The following is a 21,213-nucleotide window of genomic DNA, read 5'->3' as shown; positions in this document are numbered from 1 at the left end:
ACATGAGGCTTCAGAGCCTTTTTCGCGATCGCACGCCCCCTGAAGGCGAAACACAATTTCACTGGCTGGCGACATCTGAGGGTCTGCAGGTGGAGCCCCAAACGTCTATGCGTGACGATCCGGAGGTTATAGGCGCCGCCTTGTCGTCACCCGAGGTCGCCTCCCTTCTCGACCAGCTTGTGACCGAAGATCTCGCAACGCAGCAAGATCTTGCCTATGCGATGTCATGGGAACAAGTTTATGAGCTGAGCCGGTCGCGGGCCTATGCGTCCAGCCTCCCGCTCCTTCTTTTGCCGCCATTCCTTCCGTTGGTTCCACGCCTTCAATCTCAAGGCTCCTTGACCGATCCAGATTTCTCCATTGCCATCAGCGGATGGGTCGACGCGACCGGTAGGCCCGTCCGCATTCAGGCTCTGACAGGCGGGATGATACGCGTCGATGGTGCTCTTTGCCTTTTGCCTGCGCCGGTTTGGCGTTTACTCGCTGACATTGCGGCATTTGACGCGCGACCCCCGCAAGATCGGAACGCTGTCACGACACGCAGGCACTGGGGCAGTATCCGGCGTTTGGCCGTGGAAGCGGACGCCGTCCTTGATCACTTCCTCGCGCGCAGCATCGTCGTCACGCCTGAAACGCTCGATATCGAGTTTCGCCGGATTCATCTTGGCGAGACCTCGGTGGTGGAAATTCAGCCAGGTTTTGAGGGAGCCCCCGAGCGTTGGCTCGAAGCTTTCGACCAATGGGAGTCCGTTCCCCCGCATATAAACATTCCGACGGCCCAAGGCGCGGTACACGTCGCGTTCACCGAGCCTGTGCGATCGGTCTTGCGTGAGATCAAACGTTTGCCGGGACGGCGCGCGGCAGGCGCGAGGGCCGAGGCGTTCCTCCTTAACCCCATTGCCGCGCTCGGCGATGACGCGGCAAAAGTTATAGATATCGACCAGTTCACGGCCGCGCGAGATCGCGCAGAAATTCAATTTGAGAAATTCCGCCCCATCATCCTGCGCGACGCCGCGGGTTATCCCGGCGAAGTCGGTATTGAGATTGACCTCCCCAACGGCAACACCGTCCGCAAGATGTTTTACGACACAACGGATATTGAGGCATTCGTATCCGCACTCGAGCACCGCCTGCAAAATGGCTTACAGCTTCTTTCCTGGCAGGAGTTTGAGTTTGAACTGGACGGAGATGCGCCTCTCCATCTTGCAGATCTGAAAGCAGCGCTTGCGGCGCGTGCCAACCCCACTCTTATCCGTCACGATCGCGTCTACGATCTCTCGTCTTATTACGATCGCATCATGGGGATCGGCGATGCGCAGCCTTTTATTTCAGCCTATATCGTCAAGAAGAGTGATGAGGAAGGATGGTTCCAGAAGAATCTCCTCGCCATCCTAAAGTTCCGTCCGCACAACGCAGCAGAAGACGTGACGTTTCCTCTGAGCGCGGAAGGCCTGCCAGATATCGCCACCGCCATAGCGGAGGCCAAGCAAGACGGCAGCGCAACTGTGAAGCTGCCGGGATGTCCGACAGAGCTCCCGCTCGATGAGGTTGATGCTGCTGTCACGGCGTTTGAGGCTGCCATCCAGCAGCCTCCGCCGCCGGAAGCCGTCGCGCCGGAGCAGGAACCTCAAAGCCGATCGCGTCTCACGTTGCTCATCAAGTCGAATATTGATGAACTGGATCATCAGGAAACCCGCGAGCAGCGCCTTGCAGGCACTGGTGCTGAAATGGAACGCCCCCGTGCCCTTCGGGCCGAGGTTAGCCTCTATCCGCACCAAGTCTCTGGTGTTGCCCGTCTTCAGCACCTCTTCAAGGCCTCGCCAGATCATTGTCGTGGCGTCCTGTTAGCTGACGATATGGGCCTCGGCAAAACGCTGCAGCTCTTGACCTTCATTACTTGGGCGTTCGAACAGAATCCTGATCTGCCGGCCGCTATGATCGTGGCCCCGGTCTCGCTTCTCGAAAATTGGCAGAAAGAGATCGTCCGCTATTTTGAGCCAGGCACAACACTTGTCCTGACTGCCTATGGCGACGCGCTTGCCGATCTCCGCGTCCCACGCGCCAGCATCGATGTCGATCTACAAAAAGAAGGCCTCGTCCGCTTCCTCAAACCCGGCTGGCGCGGCAATGCCAAGATCGTGCTGACGACCTACGAGACCCTGCGGGACCTCGAGTTCACATTCGCGCAGGATCAGTGGTCAATCCTTGTCTGCGACGAAGCCCAGAAGATCAAAAACCCGAACACGATGGTGACCCGGGCAGCAAAAAAGCTCAATGTCCGTTTCCGCGTTGCCTGCACCGGAACGCCAGTAGAAAACAGCCTGACTGACATCTGGTGCCTGTTTGACATGGTGCAGCCCGGCTTGCTGGGCGCCCTCAATACCTTCGGTCGCGAGTACGGTCGTGTCATCGAGACGCGCACGGATACCGCAGCTCAAAAGCTTGAGGCGTTACGTCGTATTATTGAACCGCAAGTCATCCGCCGCCTCAAAAAAGACGTGGCGACGAACTTGAAGAAAAAGATCAAGGCTGTTTGCAACGTTGAGATGTCGAACGAACAGCGCATGCTTTATGCTGGCGCCTTGGAACTTTTCAACGGGCAGTCTGATGCTGAGGGCCAGGCGGCTTTGCACCATCTCGGGCTGCTTCAACATCTCCGCCTCATCTGCGCTGATCCACGCCATTATGGGATCGAGACATTCGTTCCCGAAGACCTTGCAATCTACCGCCGCAAGGCGCCCAAGATGGACTGGCTCTTGCGAACATTGCATGACATCAAGGCCAAGGGTGAAAAGGCACTTGTTTTTGCCGAGCACCGGGACGTGCAGCGTTTGCTGCAACATTACGTTCGGGCCGAGTTCAAGATTGTGCCGGCCATTGTCAATGGCGATACCGCCGTCTCGGCCAAATCCCAAAGAAGCCGCGAGAAAATTATCACGAAATTCCAGAGCGTTCCTGGGTTTGGTGTGCTGATCCTATCGCCTTTAGCAGTCGGCTATGGTGTCAATATTCAAGAAGCCAACCATGTGATCCACTATCTACGCCATTGGAATCCGGCCAAAGAGGATCAGGCAACGGACCGCGCCTATCGCATCGGACAAAAGAAGGATGTCACCGTCTATTGCCCGCTCACGCGGGCGTCCGATTTCAAAACTTTCGACGTTAAATTGGATGAGCTCCTCGAACTCAAGAGGGAACTGGCCGGGGACATGCTCGAAGGAGCCGGTGCAGTCTCTCTCGCGGATTTTGATTTGCGTGATATTGCCCCCGATGCAGAGAGGACGCTCCGCAATGATCCCGTTACACTTGATCTTGTTGAGCGCAGTGCGCCCGGCTTCTTTGAGGCGCTCGCGGCCGCCCTTTGGCAAAAACAAGGCTATCGGTGCCAACTGACCCAGCAGTCAGATGCAGGCGTTGATGTTGTGGGCATTCGGGGCCAAGAGGGCATCCTCATCCAGTGCAAGACGTCGTCGTCAACGGACAAGCAGCTTGGTTGGGAGGCCGTTAGAGATGTGGTTGGTGGCACCGCAATTTATGAAGAAAAGTATCCAGCGGTACGCTTTCGGCGCATTGGTATGACAAACCAGCGCTTCAATCTGCGGGCCCACGATAGGGCGCGTGCGAGTAATGTTCAGCTCATCGAGCAAGACGGCATCGCGCGATTGCTCGATGAGCATCCAATAGGACGGCTTGATGTTTTAGCCAAGCTCGCTGAAGAGCGAGTTTCTTAAGTGCGCCGCCCCACTTGCCAACAACCGCCGCTCCCGAACGACACCAAGCTACACCGCTTGGCTCACGCCCGCGGGGCGGTCCGACTCGCAGTCGGACTACAACGGAGAGCGACCACACACAAGCCTCGACGGGCTCACGCCGAACGAGTTTGCAAGGAGGCCTGAGACGGACCATCACCAGAACGGACGCCAGTTACGAGCGAGCATCTTCGGGGGCAAGGCAACTGCTCATTTCCAATGTTTCAGGCGCCTGTTCGAATTCGTCGAGGCGGACGTATCCGCCGCTCAACTGGTCGTTGCTCGGTCGTGAGCTCTCGACGCCAGTCTTTTCAGCATTCCTCCGGGGGGCAGATCAGGTTATCTGGCGTCGAAGGTGTACTCCGTTTCACACCCCATATTCCGACGTCGACGAAAACCGCCGCTCCAACCATGCGCGGATGTCTGCAGGGTGATAGAGAACGCGCGAGCGGAGACCTGATCCCGCTTTGATGAAGCGGGGTCCTATCCCGCGCACACGGAACCCCTCGAGCGTTCGGGACGACAGCCTCAGGTAGCGCGCAGCCTCCTTTGTGGTGAGAAGTTGCTCATTGTGAGGATAGGCGTCGCTTGCAGCCATAGTGTCTGGTCTCCAAGTCCGAGGTGCTGTCGAAGCGGGGAGATGAGTAGAGTTTGATGCCATAGGGTTGGCCCGACAGTCTATCGATGGCGGCTCGTGCGAGCTGCTTCTGCTCGGCGGCCTTAGTGTAGCAAGCGACTTCATAGAGCGCCGCGTGGTCGGCAAAGCCTTGGTTCGGTGTGTCATGCATCCATTGTGGCAGGGACGCGCGCAGCGCCAAACATCTATTTCCTAGACCCTCTTTAAGACCCCGTAGCTACCCGCTAGCACCTCACCAGCAGTGAAATTGACAGCCCGTTCTTGCTGTCATGCAAAAACATGCTCTGGATCGCGGTCGACGAAATGTGAGATCTGCAACACGCACTGCGAAACATCATTCCTGCCAATTCGCACGAAGCAATTCGAAGCTCACAAAATAGTGATACCTGCTTAGCCACTCCCATCTACTCCTAGCCCCGCCAGCTCAAAATTTTGAGTTGAGCAATGACAAAAGCTGATCAAATAAAGAAGGGTGATCGGCAAAAACCGCGAGGCTTCATGACGCGCAATAAAGAGTTCGAGTTTGTGTTTTTGACCACGAAAGAGGCCGCAGAGTTCCTTAGATTGTCAGCAAGAACATTGGAAGCGAAGCGTCGCAATGGAAAGGGACCTCCATTCACGAGAATGGGGAACGACCAAAATGCTAAGGTCGTATATCGGCTCTCCGGTATCCTCGAATGGTTGGCGGACAAAACACATGTTAAGGTCGTCCCTACATCGAAATGCGGAACGTCGCAGACTGCCCAACACGATCGGGAGCGGCCTGGGAGCGAGGAGGAAGATAGCTGGATCGACGCCCTTTTAACTCATAATGCGAGAGCTAACTGAGGCACCGAATAAGTCCCGGAGCGGAGACTGAGAGTTGCAATCTCGGGTCCCCGCTCTGTGTGCCAGAGCGCAGGTGGGCCGCAGCATGGGAAAGTGGAGGGTTTAGCTGGCAACCTCTACGCGCCAAAGCGCCGCCCTGTCACGGCGGAGGCCGAGCTCAACGCGTCAGCGTGCGCAGAGGTTCGCTGGCTCCGTGGGTAGGAGTCGAACCGTAGAAGTCCGTACCAATGCGGGGGAACACGTAAGAGATGCGGCCAGTCTTGCCTAGTAGCGCTACGTTGAGCTTCGTGGACTTTCTGGGGTTCGATCCCGCTTGGCTCCACCATCGTAGCGCGGCGCAGTCGCTCGTAAAGCAGCGTAGCATTTAGGGGTTCGAGTCCCCTACGGGGCGCCCGCGTAGAAGCGAGCAGGCTAACGTAGCTGGCAGTACGAATGCGCAGGTTCGAATCCAGCCCTCTCCACCAGCCCCTTCCTCACTAGATAGTCGAAATTGTTTGAGACACGCCCTTGCAGTAGGCGAGAGGGTAGCCAATAGTAAGGTTCGCGGGTATCTGACCAAGGTTACTCGCCTGTGCCACGTAGGATCCTCTTTATCTGCGGTCGCTCGTAATTATGGACTTCGAAAATTGCGTTCGGCACACGGCTGCGAAATACCCGCTTGGCGGTAGGTTCTTTCCTGGTTCCTACGAAGATGCCGACGGCTGCTTCGAGGCCATGGCCGCAGGTCCATCTGCCCCAAGTGGTGGTGGAGGAGGTTCGCAGGACAAGCCAAGCGACCGGGGTAGTCCTGCAAACGTCCCTGTTTTTCTAACCTCCATAGAGGTAGCGCACATGTTGCGACTGTCTCCAAAAACGCTCGAAAAAATGCGTTTGGAGAAAAGAGGTCCAGAGTATTTCCGTTTGGGAAATGCGGGACGTGCGAAAGTTATTTACAGGCTGGCTGATGTCGAAGAATGGTTAGCCAAGCTTCATCGACCGTCGGTGACGTGATTTGCGAACTTTGTGAATTGTCAATCACGGCGCGCTGCTGGCGATGCCAGGTTTCCACCTCATCTAGTCGGTAAAGGATTTTGCCTTTGCCGCGCCCGTTGACGTCCAACCGATAGTATTTTGGTCCTTTTGACTCCCTCCGCATCTTTTCCATATCGGCGGCCGTAAGTCCCAAATGAACGGCCGTTTCGATGGCCGATAGGAATGCCGGTAGTTTGATTTTTGACGCGGAAACTGACGAACTCATAAAGGGTGCTTTATTGCGCAGCGGCCTTGCGTGATGGTTAGCGTGACGTAGGCTCGTCGTTGCGCGGATCCCATCTCCAGATGGGTCGCTCCAGAGTAACGAGCAAAAAGGACCCCTTTTGATACTTTGCCACTGCCTTGTCGTTCGAGTGCTCATCGTCGTCCAGAGCGAAGGCCAAACGCCGGCAGGGATAGAAAAATGCTAGTTGGCTACGCTCGTGTGTCGACAGGTGAGCAGAGTTTAGACCTGCAGATAGATGCGCTAGAGCAAGCGGGATGCGAGCAGATATTTAGTGACACGGGCTTCTCAGGTGCGCTGACGAGCAGGCCAGCTCTCGACCAAGCAATCGCGCTTTTGAAGTCTGGTGACACACTGGTGACCTGGAAGCTTGATAGACTGGGTCGCAGCCTATCGCATCTCATCTCGCTCATTGCGGAGCTTGAAAACAAGCAGGTGAGCTTCAAGTCGCTGTCCGACGCGATCGACACGCGCACGGCCGGAGGTAGGCTTCAGTTTCACATGCTGGGTGCTCTGGCCGAGTTTGAGCGTTCGCTAATCGGAGAGCGAACCAAAGCTGGAATGGCTGCAGCGCGCGCCAGAGGATCACCCCTCGGTCGTCCGCCAAAGCTCGATACTGCGAAGATAGATGCCGCGATGTTGCATGCTAAGCGTCGACCGCTATCGACGATCGCAAAGGACCTCGACGTGTCTCCATCAACTCTACGCCGAGCGATTTCATATCGTCGAAAGGTAGGCAGCTAGAGGTTGGGGCGGTGGAAAGTCTGCTTTGCCGAGTTAGCGGACGTCGATACTCTGAGAAGCCTCAGCCATTTTCCAGCACAGTTCCGCGACCGTAGTGCCTCACTAAGCGGCCATCACGTGGGATTCTGCTAAGGCCAAATGCAGACATTCACGGCGATCTGACTCAACGGTGTGGATGCCGAGCGATTAGGTGAAACTGACGGTCTCCGTTGCGGCGGCAACCGCGGCTATGGCGGCCCCTTAGTAGGTTTTGGTGATAGGGGTTGCCAGTTCGGGATTTCCAGAGACTTTACCCTGTGAGGCGCAGAGCGGCCCGAAGCGCAAGCCGTCGCGCTTTTCCCTTCACGACGAACGGATCTTGATGACGCTGAGGCGTCCGTCGCCTTCGAGCGGTGCCAACCTCACCTCCTCGAAGGAGAGCACCTCCTTTTCGCCGCAGCTGCGAGCGCAACTCGTCTTCTGTGAGCATCTCGCGCGCGAGATTGGCTCGAACAGCCTTACCGTTTTCAATTACCGACAAGGGTGGCGCGCTCAAAATCGGCCGCAGGCGGGGAAACCGGTACTGAAGCAAGTCGATAAGGTATTCCCAGACGACAATGGTCGCGACTAGGACTAGCCCTTCCGTGACCGATCCGTATTCCTTACCGAGGCACATTCTGTGCCGCGTCCCGAATGCCCCGTGTGAATCGAACGGCGATGGAGCTGCAACGTTCCGTTGCAAAACCGCGATTAGTGTACGACTGTGCGCCTTTCACTCGGCGACTGCATGGCTCACGAAGCTGCGCCTCGAATTCGGCGCCCTCGCGCGATAAAGCGAAGGACCCGGCCTCACCTTTTGCTTTTTATGCTTAGGGTCATTGCCCGACGTTTTACCGGAACTTTGTGTGCCCAGGCTCGTTTGTTTGGTAAGGCCGCACGATCGGTCTCGATCAGAGACCTAGGCAATCCCCCCAAAAATCGGAGCAGATCATGAGCAAGAATATTGCAACGATGGCGCTTGTCGGCGCCCTAGCATTCGCAACATCCATTCCCGCCGCTCAGGCGGATAGACGGCACCGCGGAGATCACTTCAAAGGTGGCAACCATTACTCTCAGCACCACCATAGGGGACACCGCGGCCGTGGCCATTACGTGAATGGCAAATGGATCGCGCTCGGAATTCTGGGCGCAGTGGCAGCGGATGCACTAAATGACGACCGTGATTGCTACCGGCGTCGCGGACGTACGTACTGCAACTAGCGCTGAATACAGCCCTGGCCTTCGCGGTCGGGGCTGTTTTTCGTCGACCAAGGCTCCAATTAGAAGACCACAACCTTTAGGGAGGCCATGATGGGAAGCGACTCGTTTGGGATGGGCGCAGTCTTTCAGTGGGCGCCAATCTCACTGCAACAGAAACTACGCGCGTACTCGAAGAACCTGGAGCAATTGAAAGCTGATGTTGATGCGGCCCCGCAAGCGCCGGCCGTGGGGCAAGGCGCGATTGGCAAGGACGCACCCGTTCAGTGGACGCCAATCTCGCTACAACAGAAACTGCTCGCGTACTCCACGAACCGAGAAACCGGAAGCTGATGTGGTTGTGGCCACGCAAGCGCCGGCCATCGGGCAGCTAGTCAATTGTTCACGGGCCGCAAGTGTATAGGAGCCTCAGTAAGTCACCCTGCGCACCGGGCTGGCTCCCTTAGCGTGAATTGATCTAACAATGAACGAAGATGGCAGCTGATGAGCACGCCGATCGGTTAGAGGTTAATCGATGTTCGAGAACATTGCAGCGGCTCTTGCGTCGCTGTGCAGAAGCGCATTGGCTGTCTTGGTCAGCACCACTGCGGCAGACAGTAGGTGGGACATTCCTTCGGCGCAGGGCGCCATTTTGGAAATCGAACCCGGTGATGGGCCAGCTTGGGGTACGCTCTCAGGTCTGACGGCTCATCCGACGGATCCGCAGCGCTTGTACGCGGTGACCGATCAAGATTCGCGACCCATTCGCATCGTCGAGATTCAGCTCTCGCCGGATTCTGTGAAAGTTGTCCGCCAGATCAACGTAAACGGTCGCGGTGACGACGCGATCGATCCGGAAGGAATCGTGGCCAAGCAAGACGGTGGCTTTTGGCTAGCGTCGGAAGGCAGCGCGGGGAACGCGCCCCCCAACAGGTTGATCGAGGTCGACTCTGCAGGCCAAATCTTGCGAAGCATTAGTTTGCCGGCGTCTCTTGCGCCGAGGATGGGCAGAAAGGGGATTGAAGGCGTTACCCTCGAACGGACGGCAGATAATGGGCACCTCGTGGTGGTGTTTCAGGCCCCGCTCGTTGGCGATCCTCCCGAATACACACGCATCGGGGTGGTCGACGCCGCAAATGAAACTTGGCGGTTTTCCTTCTACCCACTCGACCGAACAGGCTCGGGTGAGCTTACGGGCTTGAGTGAGGTCCTCCACCTCCGCGACCGGACTTTCGCGGCGATCGAGAGGGACGGCAAAGGCGGAAAGCGTTCCATCAAATGGATCACGACGTTCGAACTCGCACCTGAGGCCGGGGCCGCACCCGACGAGACTCCGCCCCTCCTGGTCAAACGCCGCGCGCTTGATCTTGTCCAACTTTTCATCTCTTCGGGCAGAAAGGTCGAGAAAGAGGTCGAAGGCTTGGCATTGGCCGTCGATGGCAACATTTACGCGGTGACGGACAACGACAACGAACGCGCGACGCTGCTGCTACGCTTCGGAAGCGTCGACCAGTTGTTTTGACCTCAAAAAAGGGCAACACGTCGCAATGTCTCTGAACGGTAGGTAGAATGGAAGGCCCGCGGAGTGTGCCGCGGGCCTTCTACGTTCAAGGGCGTTCAGGCAGCCTGCGCTTCCTGGTTGACCGCGGTCTTCGCAAGCTGCGTCAAAGCTTCGTCGGTTTTTTCCTCTTCGGCGAGCGTTTGCTTCAACAGCCGGACTGCTCCCGAGTGCCCAAGCTCTTCCGCCCATGCGATCAGCGTGCCGTACCGGGCAATTTCGTAGTGCTCGACAGCCTGCGCAGCGGCGAGCAGGCCCGCGTCTAGGGCGGGCGAGCCTTTGTACTCTGACATGATTTCTGCGCCCTCTTCTGTAATACCGACGATTGCGGCGCAGGTTTTGCCCTGGGGCTTCTTGCCGATATCCTCGAACACCTGCTCAAGGCGCTCGATCTGACCTTCGGTCTCCCGGTGGTGTTTCTCGAAAGCAGCGCGCAGCTGCTTATCCTGCGCCGCCTTTGCCATTTTTGGCAGCGTGCTCAGTATCTTTTTCTCTGCGTAGTAGATGTCCTTGAGCGTGTCGTGGAACAGGTCGTCCAGCATCTTCGGTTCTTTAGCCTTAGCCATGGCGTCCTCCAGCGTTGATCAGTAGAAAGATGCCGGAGCCCCGGCAAGTTCCGTGTCTTACGAAATAACGGAGCCAGTTGAAGTCTAGTCGGTCGCGGGACAGTGATCAGATGCGGCGGATTATTTGAACGCAAATCACGCGGCGGCGTGACCCGACGCAACTGGGGAGAGTTGAATGCTGAAGAATGAAGTCGAATAACGACCACAATCGCGACAGGGGCAATGAGCAGGGTGGTGGTCAGCAGGGCGGCCAGCAGCGTTAAGCGCTGATTGGGGACGTCGATCGTGGGAGAGGAGGTGACGCTTAGGCATCGCCTTTCAAAACGACCTCGGCGTGCCAAACGAGGACAGTCTCTCCGATGAAGCGATGCAAGCTGAGCCGGTGGTCCGTCCGTTTCACTTATGTTGGTGCTTCAGAAAGAAACGCAACATCTCTTGCGTTGCATCGGGACCGTTCGGGTTCGTGAACGAGCCGGCAGGGCTCCCACCAGACCAGGCATGGTCTGCTCCGTGAAGCTCCCAAAGCTCGAGGATGCTGCGGCCCTCGGCGTCGTGCTGTACGGTGTGCGAGTAACGATGTCCGGATTTTGCTGTCTTACGCGCAGTAGCGGCTCTCAATTTTGCATCACCGTTCGCGCGCATGATCACTTGCGAGCCATTGGACGGATGCACGGTTGAATCTTGATCGCCGTGAAAAACGATCGTTGGCTTTGGCACCATTGCGCGGACGCCATCAACGCTCTGCGGCATTGCCGGGCCGCGCATGGCCTTGAAAGCCGATGGCAGATCTTGAGCCGAACCGCAGGCGAGGCCGGAATGCACGCCGACCGCCGCATAGAGCTCGGGATAGGCCTCCCCCATAATAGCTGCGGCGGCGCCGCCAGCGGACAGTCCAGCCACGTACACGCGGCTTGGATCGAGGTTGTGGTCCTTCGTGATCTGCTGGGTTATGCCGGCAATTAACGCTGGCTCGCCCTGGTCACGCGTCTGGTCACCAGCGCGAAACCAGTTCCAACACTTCGAGGCGTTGGCGGCTTGAGGCTGCTCGGGGTAGACGACGAAACACCCGAACTGCTCCGCAGCAAAGTTCATCCGCGTGCCTGCTGCGAAGTCATCCGCGGATTGCGTGCAGCCATGTAGCATCACAATCAGCGGGCGGGGCAGGTCGTCTTGCCGGCTCGGGATGTATAGTTTGTACGAACGGCTGCCGGCAGCATTCGAGTATGATCCGCTAAGATAGCGCCCGGCGCTCGGCGCAATATCGCTGGGCTGCACACGCTGGCCTAGGCGTCCCGGAAGATTCGCCTTCCAGTCGAGCGGCGTCGACACACTTGCTCGTGCCAATGGGATCGGAGCAAGAGCGGATGCCGGCTCGGAAACGATCGCTGCTCCGGCGATCAGCGGGACGGACCGCATCGAATAGGTATTGGGTGCTGGGGAAGCGGCGCCGGTGTCGCCTCCAAGTGCCCGCTGCAGGAGCACGGTCGCTTCTGTGAGCCGCCCGGCCTGAGTAAGGCGTGTCGCCTCCAACATTTGCGCGCGATCAAGATGTTTCATGCTTGGGGATCCTGTTGCGCCGGGAGTTGCCGACAAATCTGCTGCGAAATAATTAGAGTAGCGTGTGGACCGCTATTTCATGCGCTCGGAGAGCGCTTTCTTGACCTCTACGCTGGCGTGCAGCGCACCGAGCACCGTCAGAGACGCAATTGTTGCTCGCGCCAGCTTTGCTGTTACGTCGGGCGCTATGGTTAGAAGACCGAGCACGCGGATGTTAAGCTGTTCGCCCGAAGCCAAAGCCTTTTCGAGGTCCTCGCGCGAATAGTGACGGAGGCCCAAGTCGAGAGTGTTGCGCGTCACCGTCCGCTTGACGACATCAGCGTGACGGTCGAGATGATTGCGGATAGCGGTGCGGATGAAGTCCGTCCTGTTGGAATAGAACCCTTCACTCACCATCAGATCGATCTGGCCAAGATCGACATATCCGAGGTTGATGGTGATCTTCTCGAAGTCAGGCCCTTTAGAAGGCAACTCATTCACATTGCTCTTGGGCATCTTCACCATCCGAGTACCATCCAGCTGGATGGTAACTGGTAGTTTGGTGTGTTGTTTTCAAGACTTGTCGGATTTCGCAGAGATGATGTGCAGATGTGCGTTCAAACAGGCTCGGAAAATGTTTTGGCGAAGTTTGGTCGGGCTTGTGACACGCTCATAGAAAAGCCCGCGAACCTAAAACTGGCTCGCGGGCTCTGTCGTCGTGTCGGTAATGGCGTTTACGGGGTGGTCTTTGGTGCGACTGGCTGGGTGACGATCGGACCATCCGGCGAGTTGGTGCGCACCGACGATTGGTCCGTCGAGTTGATCATGACGGCGAACACAATCGCAGCAGCTACTGCAACGCCAATCGCCCACGCCATGTAGTTGGTGCCCGGCCTTGCAGTGCCTGTCGGGTCGCGAGCGACCTCGTTGCCGTACTTATCGCGGGTAGCACCTGTATTCGGATCGGTATATGCCATTGTAGCCTCCTAGGTTGTGAAAGAAACGGCCCACACCCAGGAGGGTTCCTCTTTATTTACGTAACTAGCGTGCTTCCACCTCAAGTAGGTATTTTCCGAGTCTGTTCTTTTGCCAGCAGCGCCGCTTCAATGGCCGTCAACTCGCAGCACTCTGGCTGTCGTCGCTACGCCGCCAGGGCCTTTTTAGTCGATCATAACGCTTGTTGCGTATCTCTGGATTGATCGACGCTCGGGTCATCCGTGACCAATCTTACTGGGTCGCGCCGCCTCCCGGCAGTTTGCGCTTAGCCGCGTAACTGGAACCCAAATGGCAAGCCCTACTCTGCAAGGGCGATCCATCCTCATTGTAGAGGATGAGCCTTTAATCGTCATGGATATGACGAAGTGCCTCGAAACAACTGGCGCCGCAATCACAAGCACCAACACTCTGAAGCACGCCCTGCTCCTCACGGAACATGACGGCCTTGCCGCAGCCATCCTCGATCACTCATTGGGAGGGGGTGACAGTTCCGCTCTGTGTATCCGCCTCACAGCGCGCGGCATTCCTTACCTGATCTATAGCGGTCACCTGTACATCGATGGACCCTGCAGTGGTGCGCCGCATTTGAGAAAACCCGCAACGGCAGAAGCGCTTGTCGCTGCTGTCGAGCACCTGATCAACGGTCAAGGTCCAGTTCAATCAAACCCAGAGGATGCAACCGATGCAATTGGATAATCGCGACGCCGTAGCGCCGTCGAAAAGCACCACCGCCGTCCGGCAAGGTGTAACAGGCCACAATGTACGGTACGTTTTGGGCTTCGGCCTCGCCGGAGTTGTTGTCGCGTTGCTAATAGTCGGTACGTATATGGGAATGACGCTACCTGTATCCTCTCCGTAACGCACGGCAGCACGCGGTCTCTGCTTTGCCGAGGCAGTTTGGGGTCAGGTCACGATAATGGCTTGCGCATTTCCTACGCGCCCCGTGATGTTCACCGATACATCGGTGCCGTGGCGAGCAACGCGCACATCAAGTCTTGAATTGCCTACCACGATCCTGCGCACGACGACCTCGTTCAAGAAGCTCGGCAGGGTCGGCTTTATGAAGCGAACGCGCTCTGCTGCATGCTCGATCGAAACGCCGAGACAGGCGCCGAGAAATGCGAACGGCGATACGGCCGCCCACGCTTGCGGTGAGCACGCGACAGGATAGGCGATGGGCCCGCGTCCGGATCTGCGCGTGAACCCGCAGAACAGCTCCGGCAGACGCCGGTCCTGCTGATAACCGACAGCTTCGAAGATGGCCTCGAAGAGGGCGGCGGACTCGGCTTTGAAGCCGTACCGATCGAATCCCAGAGCGATCAGCGCATTGTCGTGCGGCCATACGGACCCATTGTGGTAGGACATTGGATTGTGCCGCGCCTCGTTATGCGCAACCGTGCGGATGCCCCAGCCACTGAATGACGTTCGGCGCATCAGGGACGCAACGACTTTCCGCGCCGAAGCGAGCGTCGCGATACCGGTGAAAAGCGAGTGTCCCGCGTTGGAGGTAACCACCTTGCAGGGTCTCTTGTCGCCGTCCAACGCCAAGGCATACGTCCCGATATCTTCGCACCAGAAGGCGCTTTGGAAGCGCGCCTGAAGATCGTCAGCGGCTTGGCTCAGGCGTTCCGCCATGGCGGTCTCGCCGAAATGCTGGGCGAGCTTGGCAGCCTGGCGCTTTGCGCCGAAAACATACGCCTGCACCTCGACCAAAGCGATCGGTCCCGTGGCCTGCGAGCCATCGGCGTGAAAAACCGAGTCGTGGCTGTCTTTCCAGCCCTGGTTGGCAAGGCCGTTCGGCGTCTCCCGCAGATACTCCACGAAGCCGTCGCCATCCCGGTCGCCAAACACGTCGCACCACTCGAGGGCCGCTTTGACGTTGAGCCAAATCTTCTGCAACGTCCCCACATCGCCGGTGCGCTCGAAATAGAGTCCCGCGAGCATGACGAACAGCGGCGTGGCGTCGACGGTGCCGTAGTAGCGACGAAACGGGATTTCACCAAGCTGCGCCATCTCGCAACTGCGCCGCTCGTGCAGAATCTTTCCCGGCTGTGCGTCCGACCCCGGATCGTGGTGTGTAGCCTGTGTTTCGGCAAGGTGTAGAAGCACGCCGCGGGCGATCGCAGGATCGATCCAGAGCATCATCATCGCTGTGATGATGCCGTCGCGCCCAAATACCGTGTTGTACCAGGGGATGCCGGCGTAGGGATACAGCTCTTCGCCGGCGCGCGTCGACAACGTATAGATATCGGCGGTCGAACGGCACATGAGCTCGTCGAAGAGCGGGTTAGAGCTCTCGATGGTAGCAATGTTCTCTGTATCAGAGCGCGATGCCTTGCGCTTGGCGCGGTAGGCCGAGTGGAAAGAGACAGGTGGGTCCGGCTCGTCACTCTCGTCGAAGGAGGCCGTGACCAGGATCGTCGAGCGCTCGCCCGCCTCAAGAACACGTTCAAAAACCGCCCGATGCAGATCCAGCCGCTTTGGCATTGGCGCAAAGGTCAATGTAGTGCGCCGCTGGACGCCGTCGAGCCCATCATAAACATACTGGATAGCGTCGGCTGCCGTTCGCTTTATGGTGATCCGACCTCGCTTTGCGCGAGGCATCCCACGCACTTCGAACAGGTCAACGAAATCGGCATCGAACAGAAGTTCGATCGAGACCAATCGCTCCAGCGCATCGTAGTTCCGCAGCGCGATGCGTTCGTAGGACGCCGCGTTCCAGAGAAACTTGGTGCGCGAGATCGCGATGGTGTTGCGGGCGAAGGGGGGCCGGCCGGGGGGCTCGATGTCGGCATTGGTCAGGTCGATAGACAATGCGGAGTTATCGTCGTGAATGACGGATGAGAGCAGCAAAGGCCGTTGTCCGGAACAGATCAACTTCATGCGCGACAGAAATCGCATGTCGCGGAAGTAGATGCCTTCTGGCGTGCCCAACTCGACTCCCAGATCCCCATATGCATCGAGAACGGCGAACGCGTCTCCGTGCTTGAGCGTCCGCAACGTACGCTCCGTTAGCGAGGTTCGCGCGTCGATGTGATAGTCGGAATCATCGTGTTCCCGATCCACGGCACCGGTCAGCTTGGCGGTGATCATGTGGCTTCCTGCTAATCAACGGGCTGCGTACGAGATTACTATAGCGGATTGGGATCTGCGCGTTTGTCGCTAGAGGAGAAGGTCGCGCCCGGCAAATGGCTATTCTGCGGCAAGCGCCACGGAGCGCTGCAAGCCAATGTCGCTTGTGAGAGCCAGCTGGCGCCTATAGGCCTCGACGTAGGCCCCCGTCATTTTCTCGACCGTGAATCTTTTCTCGAACGCTTGCCTCACGACGGCGCGGTTGAGGGTCAGGCTTTTCCCGACAGCCGCGACACCTTCCTCGATCGAGTCGACGATGTAGCCGGAAACGCCTTCCGTGATGATCTCGGGAACAGACCCGGCCCGCCACGCGATGACCGGTGTTCCAACGGACATCGCCTCGATCATCACCAGTCCGAACGGCTCAGGCCAATCGATGGGGAACAGTAGCGCGAGGGCGTTTCCGAGAAACGCACCTTTCTGCTGATCGTCGATCTCGCCGATGAACTCGATCAAGGGGTGATCGAGCATCTGTCTGATGACCTGCTCGAAATAGTCTGTGTCGGCCGGATCGACTTTGGCGGCTATCTTTAATGGAATTCCTGTGCGCTTGGCGATCTCGATGGCGCGATCCGGCCGCTTGTCCCGGCAGATGCGGCCCAGGAATGCGAGATAGTCGCCGCCTTGCTGGTTGAACGTGCATAGGGATGACGGGAGCCCATGCGGAATGGTGTCCACCCAATCGACGAACGCCGGCATCGGAAGCCGCTGATGATTTGAGATGGAAACCATCGGCATGCAGGGGAACGCCTTGTAGATCGGCATGTTGTCGGGAAGGTCGAGCCGACCGTGCATCGTCGTGATGGTCTTGTGACGGATGGGATTAAAAAGAAGGTGTTGAAGGAGGTCGACATGAAAATGGATGATGTCGAAATCCTCGGCCGCTCTCATCACCTGGGAAAGCATCACGAGATGAGTTGCCAAGTGATCGCGGACGCCCCCTAGGCGCAATCCGCGGGAACAACAAGGAACGAGCGTAGCAGATGTTTCGGAGTCGCCAGAGGCGAAAAGTGTCACCTCGTGGCCCTGACGAACGAGCTCCTCGGTCAGCCATGATACGACTCGCTCCGTGCCCCCGTAGAGTTTTGGCGGCACGGATTCGGCAAGAGGCGCAACTTGCGCAATTCGCATCTGATGCGACCCTTCGATGATTGGCGTAAGACTTCGACGCTGCAAGCGTATTGTCGGTGCTTGCCTCTGCGGTCTCGAATCCTATCGCATTGGGAAACGAGGGGTTAGATGCGGGAACTACTCACACAGCCAGTCCGCCAAACACAAGGTCGATATCTTCGGATGAGCGTCAGGTTGGGGGTTCCTCGCCCGTTATCTGCACTGGTGAACACACGTTTCCACCTATCGACCTCGGCGCGGCACGCAGAGCTACGATTGAGTATTGTCCGATGCTATCGGCGCTGATCGATGCTTGATATTTTTCAGTATCGAGCGGACCGTGTGGCAGCCCGTAAAAATGGGTGTTGCGCAGATCGAACGTTGATTTCGGTCGATCGACGCGCGGACGCACACCATCCATGAACAAGGAAAATAATGATGATTGGAATCGCAATGAAAGCGTCGCCCGTATGCGCGGCCACGATTGTCCTCGTTACATTTGGGCTCTCGTCGGCTTTGGCGCAGACGCCATCAGATTTGAAGATGACTGAGGGGCAGTGCAGCACGCTGTGGACGCAGGCGCTTACTGGTTCTTCCGGTAACCTCTCCAAGGAGAAGGCCAAGCCCTACGTGAATGATTTCAAGAAGGTGGACAAGAACGGCGACAATAGCCTCTCGGAGGTCGAATGGACCGCCGCCTGCAGGCACGGCGGGATCCAAAGTTCTTCGGATGGAGCTGGTGACGGAATGAGTGGCACTGACAAAACATCGGACCGGACGCCAGGCGATCAATCGCCGAGCCGTACCCCGGGCGCGAGCAGCACCGGTGCGGCCGGCACGGACGCAGGTCAGACGCAGAACGGCACGTCTGATCGAACGCCGACAAACCACTAACGACCGCTCGACTTCGAACTTGGGGCGGAGTGGCGAACCGCCCCACTCGGGGGTCATCGAGGAACTATCCTATGACGGACGTATTTCAGGGCATGTCGGTTCAGGTCCTCGTAACCTCCTTGATGTAGTTGGCTCCCGCGAGCAGTCGCTACCTGGATGAACCCGGCCCGAGTAAGCCTGACCGATACGCGCAGCTCAGTTGTCCGTTTGAACGCGCTCGCACACCGTCCTCCACCGCTCCTTGGTCATGTGCGTCGCTGGCTCCCACAGTGCCATGCAGGAGACTAATTTCTCCTCCTTTGTCACGAGAGGATAATTTCCCAGTCCGATGGAGGGATCTTGGGTATGCGGGATGGCCGGCGCAGTAGTCGTTTCCTGCCCGCTTGCCGGCGCCGAAGCTATGATTGTTGCGCAAGCGGCGATAGAGAGCGCGGCAAAGACATTGTGATGTCGGAAGGTCAACAGAGCAAAGTTCCTTTCGCTACGTGCCCACCAAAGCGATGGCCAATGACACATCCTTAACGCAAGCAGGAATGCGGCATCAGAGTCGGATACTGCTCAGATCCTCGAACGCATGGCGCGTTGTGCCATTGGAAGAAAAACGCGAACGTGATTGGCGCTTTGCGAATGGGATCCCCATTTCCTCATAGTGACCGATGCAATGGGCATCCGTCCAAACCAATGGAGACAACCATGAGGATGTGGAACGCACCGCAGGTGCGCGAGCAGGCCGTTGGTCTCGAGGTTACGAGCTATCTGCCGGCTGAGATTGACCTCGTCTAACGATGACATGTAATCGGAGAGCGGCCATCACTGGTGCTACCGCTATGCATCGTACTGCGTCGGTGTCAGTGCTTTCGGCGCCTGTGCAAAGCGGGCGCCGATCGCATGTCGAGACGTTGGAAGATCGATCGGAGAAACGTGCGATGAGGGACAGCGGTCGCGAAATCATCTCTTTCAAGAGACGGGCCGAAAGATCCCACGCGTCGATGAGAGAGACGAAAGGGCAGATCGCGCTTTTTTGTTACGAGGATGCAAACTTTTACATGGCGCGTGCGATCGAGATCGCGTGCCTGTCCGGACGCGATGGACTGGCTGCGCGACTGCGACGACAGCGCGATCAGATGGTGAACGCGTACAGCGAGGCCGGGCGGCCTGATCGGGAGCCCCATAGCGCTGGCATCGATCGTTGGGAGAATGAGGGTGGAGCGCTCCGCACGTAGGGCGGCGCTGCTTAAGAACGAGCGGCGTCACGCAGCTGGGCTGCCGCAAGGTCGAGAGGATCGATGGTGATAATCTGTCTTTTAAGACTGGCAGAGCCGATTGCGGGAAGTTCGATGGTGGTTTCCAGTCGACGAAAGGCCACGAACGACAAACTTTCGATCACCTCCTCCTCGGTTTCGATCCGGTAGCTACCGGCGGGCAACTCGCCATCGATCCCACAGAGAGTGAAAGCGGCTTGAAACAGCGCAATCGACCTGGTGGTTTGCGTCGTCATTGTCTCCGCTTTTCCAAAGAACGGCTGAGGATGGAGGTGTGAGAGAGCCGAGTATCGGCGGACGTTGACACGCGTGTCACGTCATTGGCGAAGGTGGCGTCGTCCCGCAGCGGAATCTCCGGCTTGTCGGTGGGCCGTTGGCAGAAGCCGGCGAGGCAAGCAGCACCGTCAAGAACGTTAAAGCCAATGTGAGCGGTTTCATCGAAAGCTCCTTTCCAAACGAGAACGAACCGATGCAACGTATGCACCGGCTCGTTACCGCAACGGGTCCATAGAGGAGAAGGACAGCCAGTCGATAGGCTCAGATTTTCAATGGCGCCGGTGCGATTGGATACCTTTGCACGGCAATGATCGGGTTTGCGACGATCTCGGGGTCGCCGACGGGGAGCGGACGGTCAATCGGCAGCGTGGGCGGAGAGGTTGGTGTGCCCTCAGCCGAAGTTTCCAGCGTGTCAGTTGCCGTCTTGGCGGTGTCGTTCATGGATATCCTCACCGGTTTGATTGTTGGCGTTTCGTGTCGGAGGGACGAACATTTTTGATGGGCGACATATCCTCTGACTCTCGCACCGAGGAAAATGCGCCTTAACGACCGCCGAGGGTTAGAGTCGGAAAGTACCTATGTGGTCCCCACAACACTCGCGTCCGTGCTCGGTATCAGGACCGCATCCGAAAACACCTCGAGCGTCCAGACTACCCCGCTGGGGTGGAACTCGTGGCTCACGCTTCCTCCTAGCGTTGCGCCCGTCATGCGCTGCAGGACGACTTGGCCGAAGCCCGCATGTTCCGGCGGCTTGACTTCGGGGCCGTTCTGCTCGCGCCAGGTCAGCCGAAAGCACGTGGACCCCAACGGGCCAGGTCCGACTTGCCAGGCGACGGTGACAGTCCCCTCCGGCACGGAGAGCGCTCCGTATTTCAGGGCGTTGGTCGCCAGCTCATGCAGCGCGAGGCCGAGGTTCTGAGTGGCGCTTAGGTTCAGAAAAAGATCCGGACCAGTCGCGGAAATGCGCACGCCATCGATATTGCCAAAGGGCTGGAGCTGGCTGTGCACCAAGCCCGACACGGCCGCGCCGCCCCCGCCGTCCTCGACAAGCAGATCCATGGAACGCGAAAGCCCGTTCAGACGTTGACTAAACTCGCATTGAAACGACTCGACATCGTGGCTCACGTATCCGGTTTGGCGTGCGATCGCCAACACGACAGAAAGAAGATTTTTCGTGCGGTGGCGCAGCTCGTTGATGACAAGCTGCTGACCTTTCTCTCTCATCAAAAGGCGGGTTATCGTATCGGTGCGAGAGAACGTCTTTGACATTCTGCCGGCCTTTCCGGTCGATTGAAATTTCAGCATGGCTGCTCTCCTGATCTCGGTGAGGGCTTGGGGGGACCTAGCACGCGATTTCCGAGCAGAAACGAGGCTTCGGATGTCGTATGTCCCGTCATGGCATGACCGTAGCGGGCAGCCGCAATATGCGGTTAGACTCGGATTGTACTCAGCTCT

The 21,213-nt window shown here is 57.9% G+C and carries 18 protein-coding genes; 8 read left to right on the top strand and 10 right to left on the bottom strand.

Annotated elements, in window-relative coordinates; translation table 11 throughout:
* Positions 1-2 precede the first annotated feature (2 nt).
* Entirely contained in the window at positions 3-3,731 is a 3,729-nt protein-coding gene (locus RCO24_RS05395; RefSeq protein ID WP_308960438.1) for an SNF2-related protein, read from the top strand.
* Between the two features lie 385 nt (positions 3,732-4,116).
* Here the strand turns inward: RCO24_RS05395 and RCO24_RS05390 are convergent, their stop codons facing one another.
* On the bottom strand, positions 4,117-4,347 hold the full coding sequence (locus tag RCO24_RS05390) for a helix-turn-helix domain-containing protein (protein ID WP_308960437.1): 231 nt from the start codon (positions 4,345-4,347) through the stop codon (positions 4,117-4,119).
* Between the two features lie 483 nt (positions 4,348-4,830).
* Here RCO24_RS05390 and RCO24_RS19245 point away from each other — a divergent pair, with 483 nt between their 5' ends.
* From RCO24_RS19245 to RCO24_RS05375, 4 genes are all read left to right on the top strand, one after another.
* Positions 4,831-5,214: a helix-turn-helix transcriptional regulator gene (locus tag RCO24_RS19245; protein WP_374990911.1), complete on the top strand. Its 384-nt coding sequence runs from the start codon at positions 4,831-4,833 to the stop codon at positions 5,212-5,214.
* Between the two features lie 612 nt (positions 5,215-5,826).
* Positions 5,827-6,204 carry a helix-turn-helix domain-containing protein gene (locus tag RCO24_RS05385; RefSeq protein WP_308960436.1) on the top strand — a complete coding sequence of 126 codons (378 nt, stop codon included), beginning with the start codon at positions 5,827-5,829 and terminating at the stop codon, positions 6,202-6,204.
* A 445-nt stretch (positions 6,205-6,649) separates the two neighbouring features.
* Complete coding sequence (locus RCO24_RS05380; RefSeq protein ID WP_308960434.1) at positions 6,650-7,213, top strand: recombinase family protein; 564 nt, start codon at positions 6,650-6,652, stop codon at positions 7,211-7,213.
* 1,750 nt (positions 7,214-8,963) lie between these two features.
* Positions 8,964-9,950 carry an esterase-like activity of phytase family protein gene (locus RCO24_RS05375; protein ID WP_308960432.1) on the top strand — a complete coding sequence of 329 codons (987 nt, stop codon included), beginning with the start codon at positions 8,964-8,966 and terminating at the stop codon, positions 9,948-9,950.
* 95 nt (positions 9,951-10,045) lie between these two features.
* Here RCO24_RS05375 and RCO24_RS05370 read toward each other — a convergent pair whose 3' ends face one another.
* The 4 genes from RCO24_RS05370 to RCO24_RS05355 form a co-directional block, all read right to left on the bottom strand.
* Entirely contained in the window at positions 10,046-10,552 is a 507-nt protein-coding gene (locus RCO24_RS05370; protein WP_308960430.1) for a ferritin-like domain-containing protein, read from the bottom strand.
* A 396-nt stretch (positions 10,553-10,948) separates the two neighbouring features.
* Complete coding sequence (locus RCO24_RS05365; protein WP_308960428.1) at positions 10,949-12,109, bottom strand: PHB depolymerase family esterase; 1,161 nt, start codon at positions 12,107-12,109, stop codon at positions 10,949-10,951.
* Positions 12,110-12,181: 72 nt separating this feature from the next.
* Complete coding sequence (locus RCO24_RS05360) at positions 12,182-12,604, bottom strand: CopG family transcriptional regulator (RefSeq protein WP_308960427.1); 423 nt, start codon at positions 12,602-12,604, stop codon at positions 12,182-12,184.
* Between the two features lie 218 nt (positions 12,605-12,822).
* Positions 12,823-13,065 carry a hypothetical protein gene (locus tag RCO24_RS05355; protein WP_308960425.1) on the bottom strand — a complete coding sequence of 81 codons (243 nt, stop codon included), beginning with the start codon at positions 13,063-13,065 and terminating at the stop codon, positions 12,823-12,825.
* 307 nt (positions 13,066-13,372) lie between these two features.
* Between RCO24_RS05355 and RCO24_RS05350 the strand changes: the two genes are divergently transcribed.
* Positions 13,373-13,780 (top strand): hypothetical protein, encoded by a 408-nt coding sequence (locus RCO24_RS05350; RefSeq protein ID WP_308960423.1) that lies wholly within the window; start codon positions 13,373-13,375, stop codon positions 13,778-13,780.
* A gap of 207 nt (positions 13,781-13,987) precedes the next feature.
* Here the strand turns inward: RCO24_RS05350 and RCO24_RS05345 are convergent, their stop codons facing one another.
* Together RCO24_RS05345 and RCO24_RS05340 are read right to left on the bottom strand one after the other, a co-directional pair.
* Complete coding sequence (locus RCO24_RS05345; RefSeq protein ID WP_308960421.1) at positions 13,988-16,177, bottom strand: amylo-alpha-1,6-glucosidase; 2,190 nt, start codon at positions 16,175-16,177, stop codon at positions 13,988-13,990.
* 99 nt (positions 16,178-16,276) lie between these two features.
* Positions 16,277-17,347, bottom strand: a complete 1,071-nt coding sequence (locus RCO24_RS05340) for a glycosyltransferase family 4 protein (protein WP_308960419.1) — start codon at positions 17,345-17,347, stop codon at positions 16,277-16,279.
* Between the two features lie 522 nt (positions 17,348-17,869).
* Between RCO24_RS05340 and RCO24_RS05335 the strand changes: the two genes are divergently transcribed.
* Complete coding sequence (locus RCO24_RS05335) at positions 17,870-18,220, top strand: hypothetical protein (RefSeq protein ID WP_308960418.1); 351 nt, start codon at positions 17,870-17,872, stop codon at positions 18,218-18,220.
* 693 nt (positions 18,221-18,913) lie between these two features.
* The gene (pqqA, locus tag RCO24_RS05330) at positions 18,914-19,003 is read left to right on the top strand and encodes a pyrroloquinoline quinone precursor peptide PqqA (protein WP_308960417.1); all 90 of its coding nucleotides are present in this window, start codon (positions 18,914-18,916) and stop codon (positions 19,001-19,003) included.
* A 451-nt stretch (positions 19,004-19,454) separates the two neighbouring features.
* Here pqqA and RCO24_RS05325 read toward each other — a convergent pair whose 3' ends face one another.
* From RCO24_RS05325 to RCO24_RS05315, 3 genes are all read right to left on the bottom strand, one after another.
* Entirely contained in the window at positions 19,455-19,718 is a 264-nt protein-coding gene (locus RCO24_RS05325) for a hypothetical protein (RefSeq protein WP_308960415.1), read from the bottom strand.
* Positions 19,719-20,019: 301 nt separating this feature from the next.
* Positions 20,020-20,199, bottom strand: coding sequence for a hypothetical protein (locus RCO24_RS05320; RefSeq protein WP_308960413.1), 180 nt, complete (start codon positions 20,197-20,199; stop codon positions 20,020-20,022).
* Between the two features lie 135 nt (positions 20,200-20,334).
* Positions 20,335-21,027, bottom strand: coding sequence for a sensor histidine kinase (locus RCO24_RS05315; protein ID WP_308960411.1), 693 nt, complete (start codon positions 21,025-21,027; stop codon positions 20,335-20,337).
* Positions 21,028-21,213 lie beyond the last annotated feature (186 nt).

The organism is Hyphomicrobium sp. LHD-15 (assembly GCF_031157355.1).
Taxonomy (GTDB): Bacteria; Pseudomonadota; Alphaproteobacteria; order Rhizobiales; family Hyphomicrobiaceae; genus Hyphomicrobium_C.
Note: the sequence above shows the minus strand (reverse complement) of the source record. Positions and strands in the feature narration are given on the sequence as shown.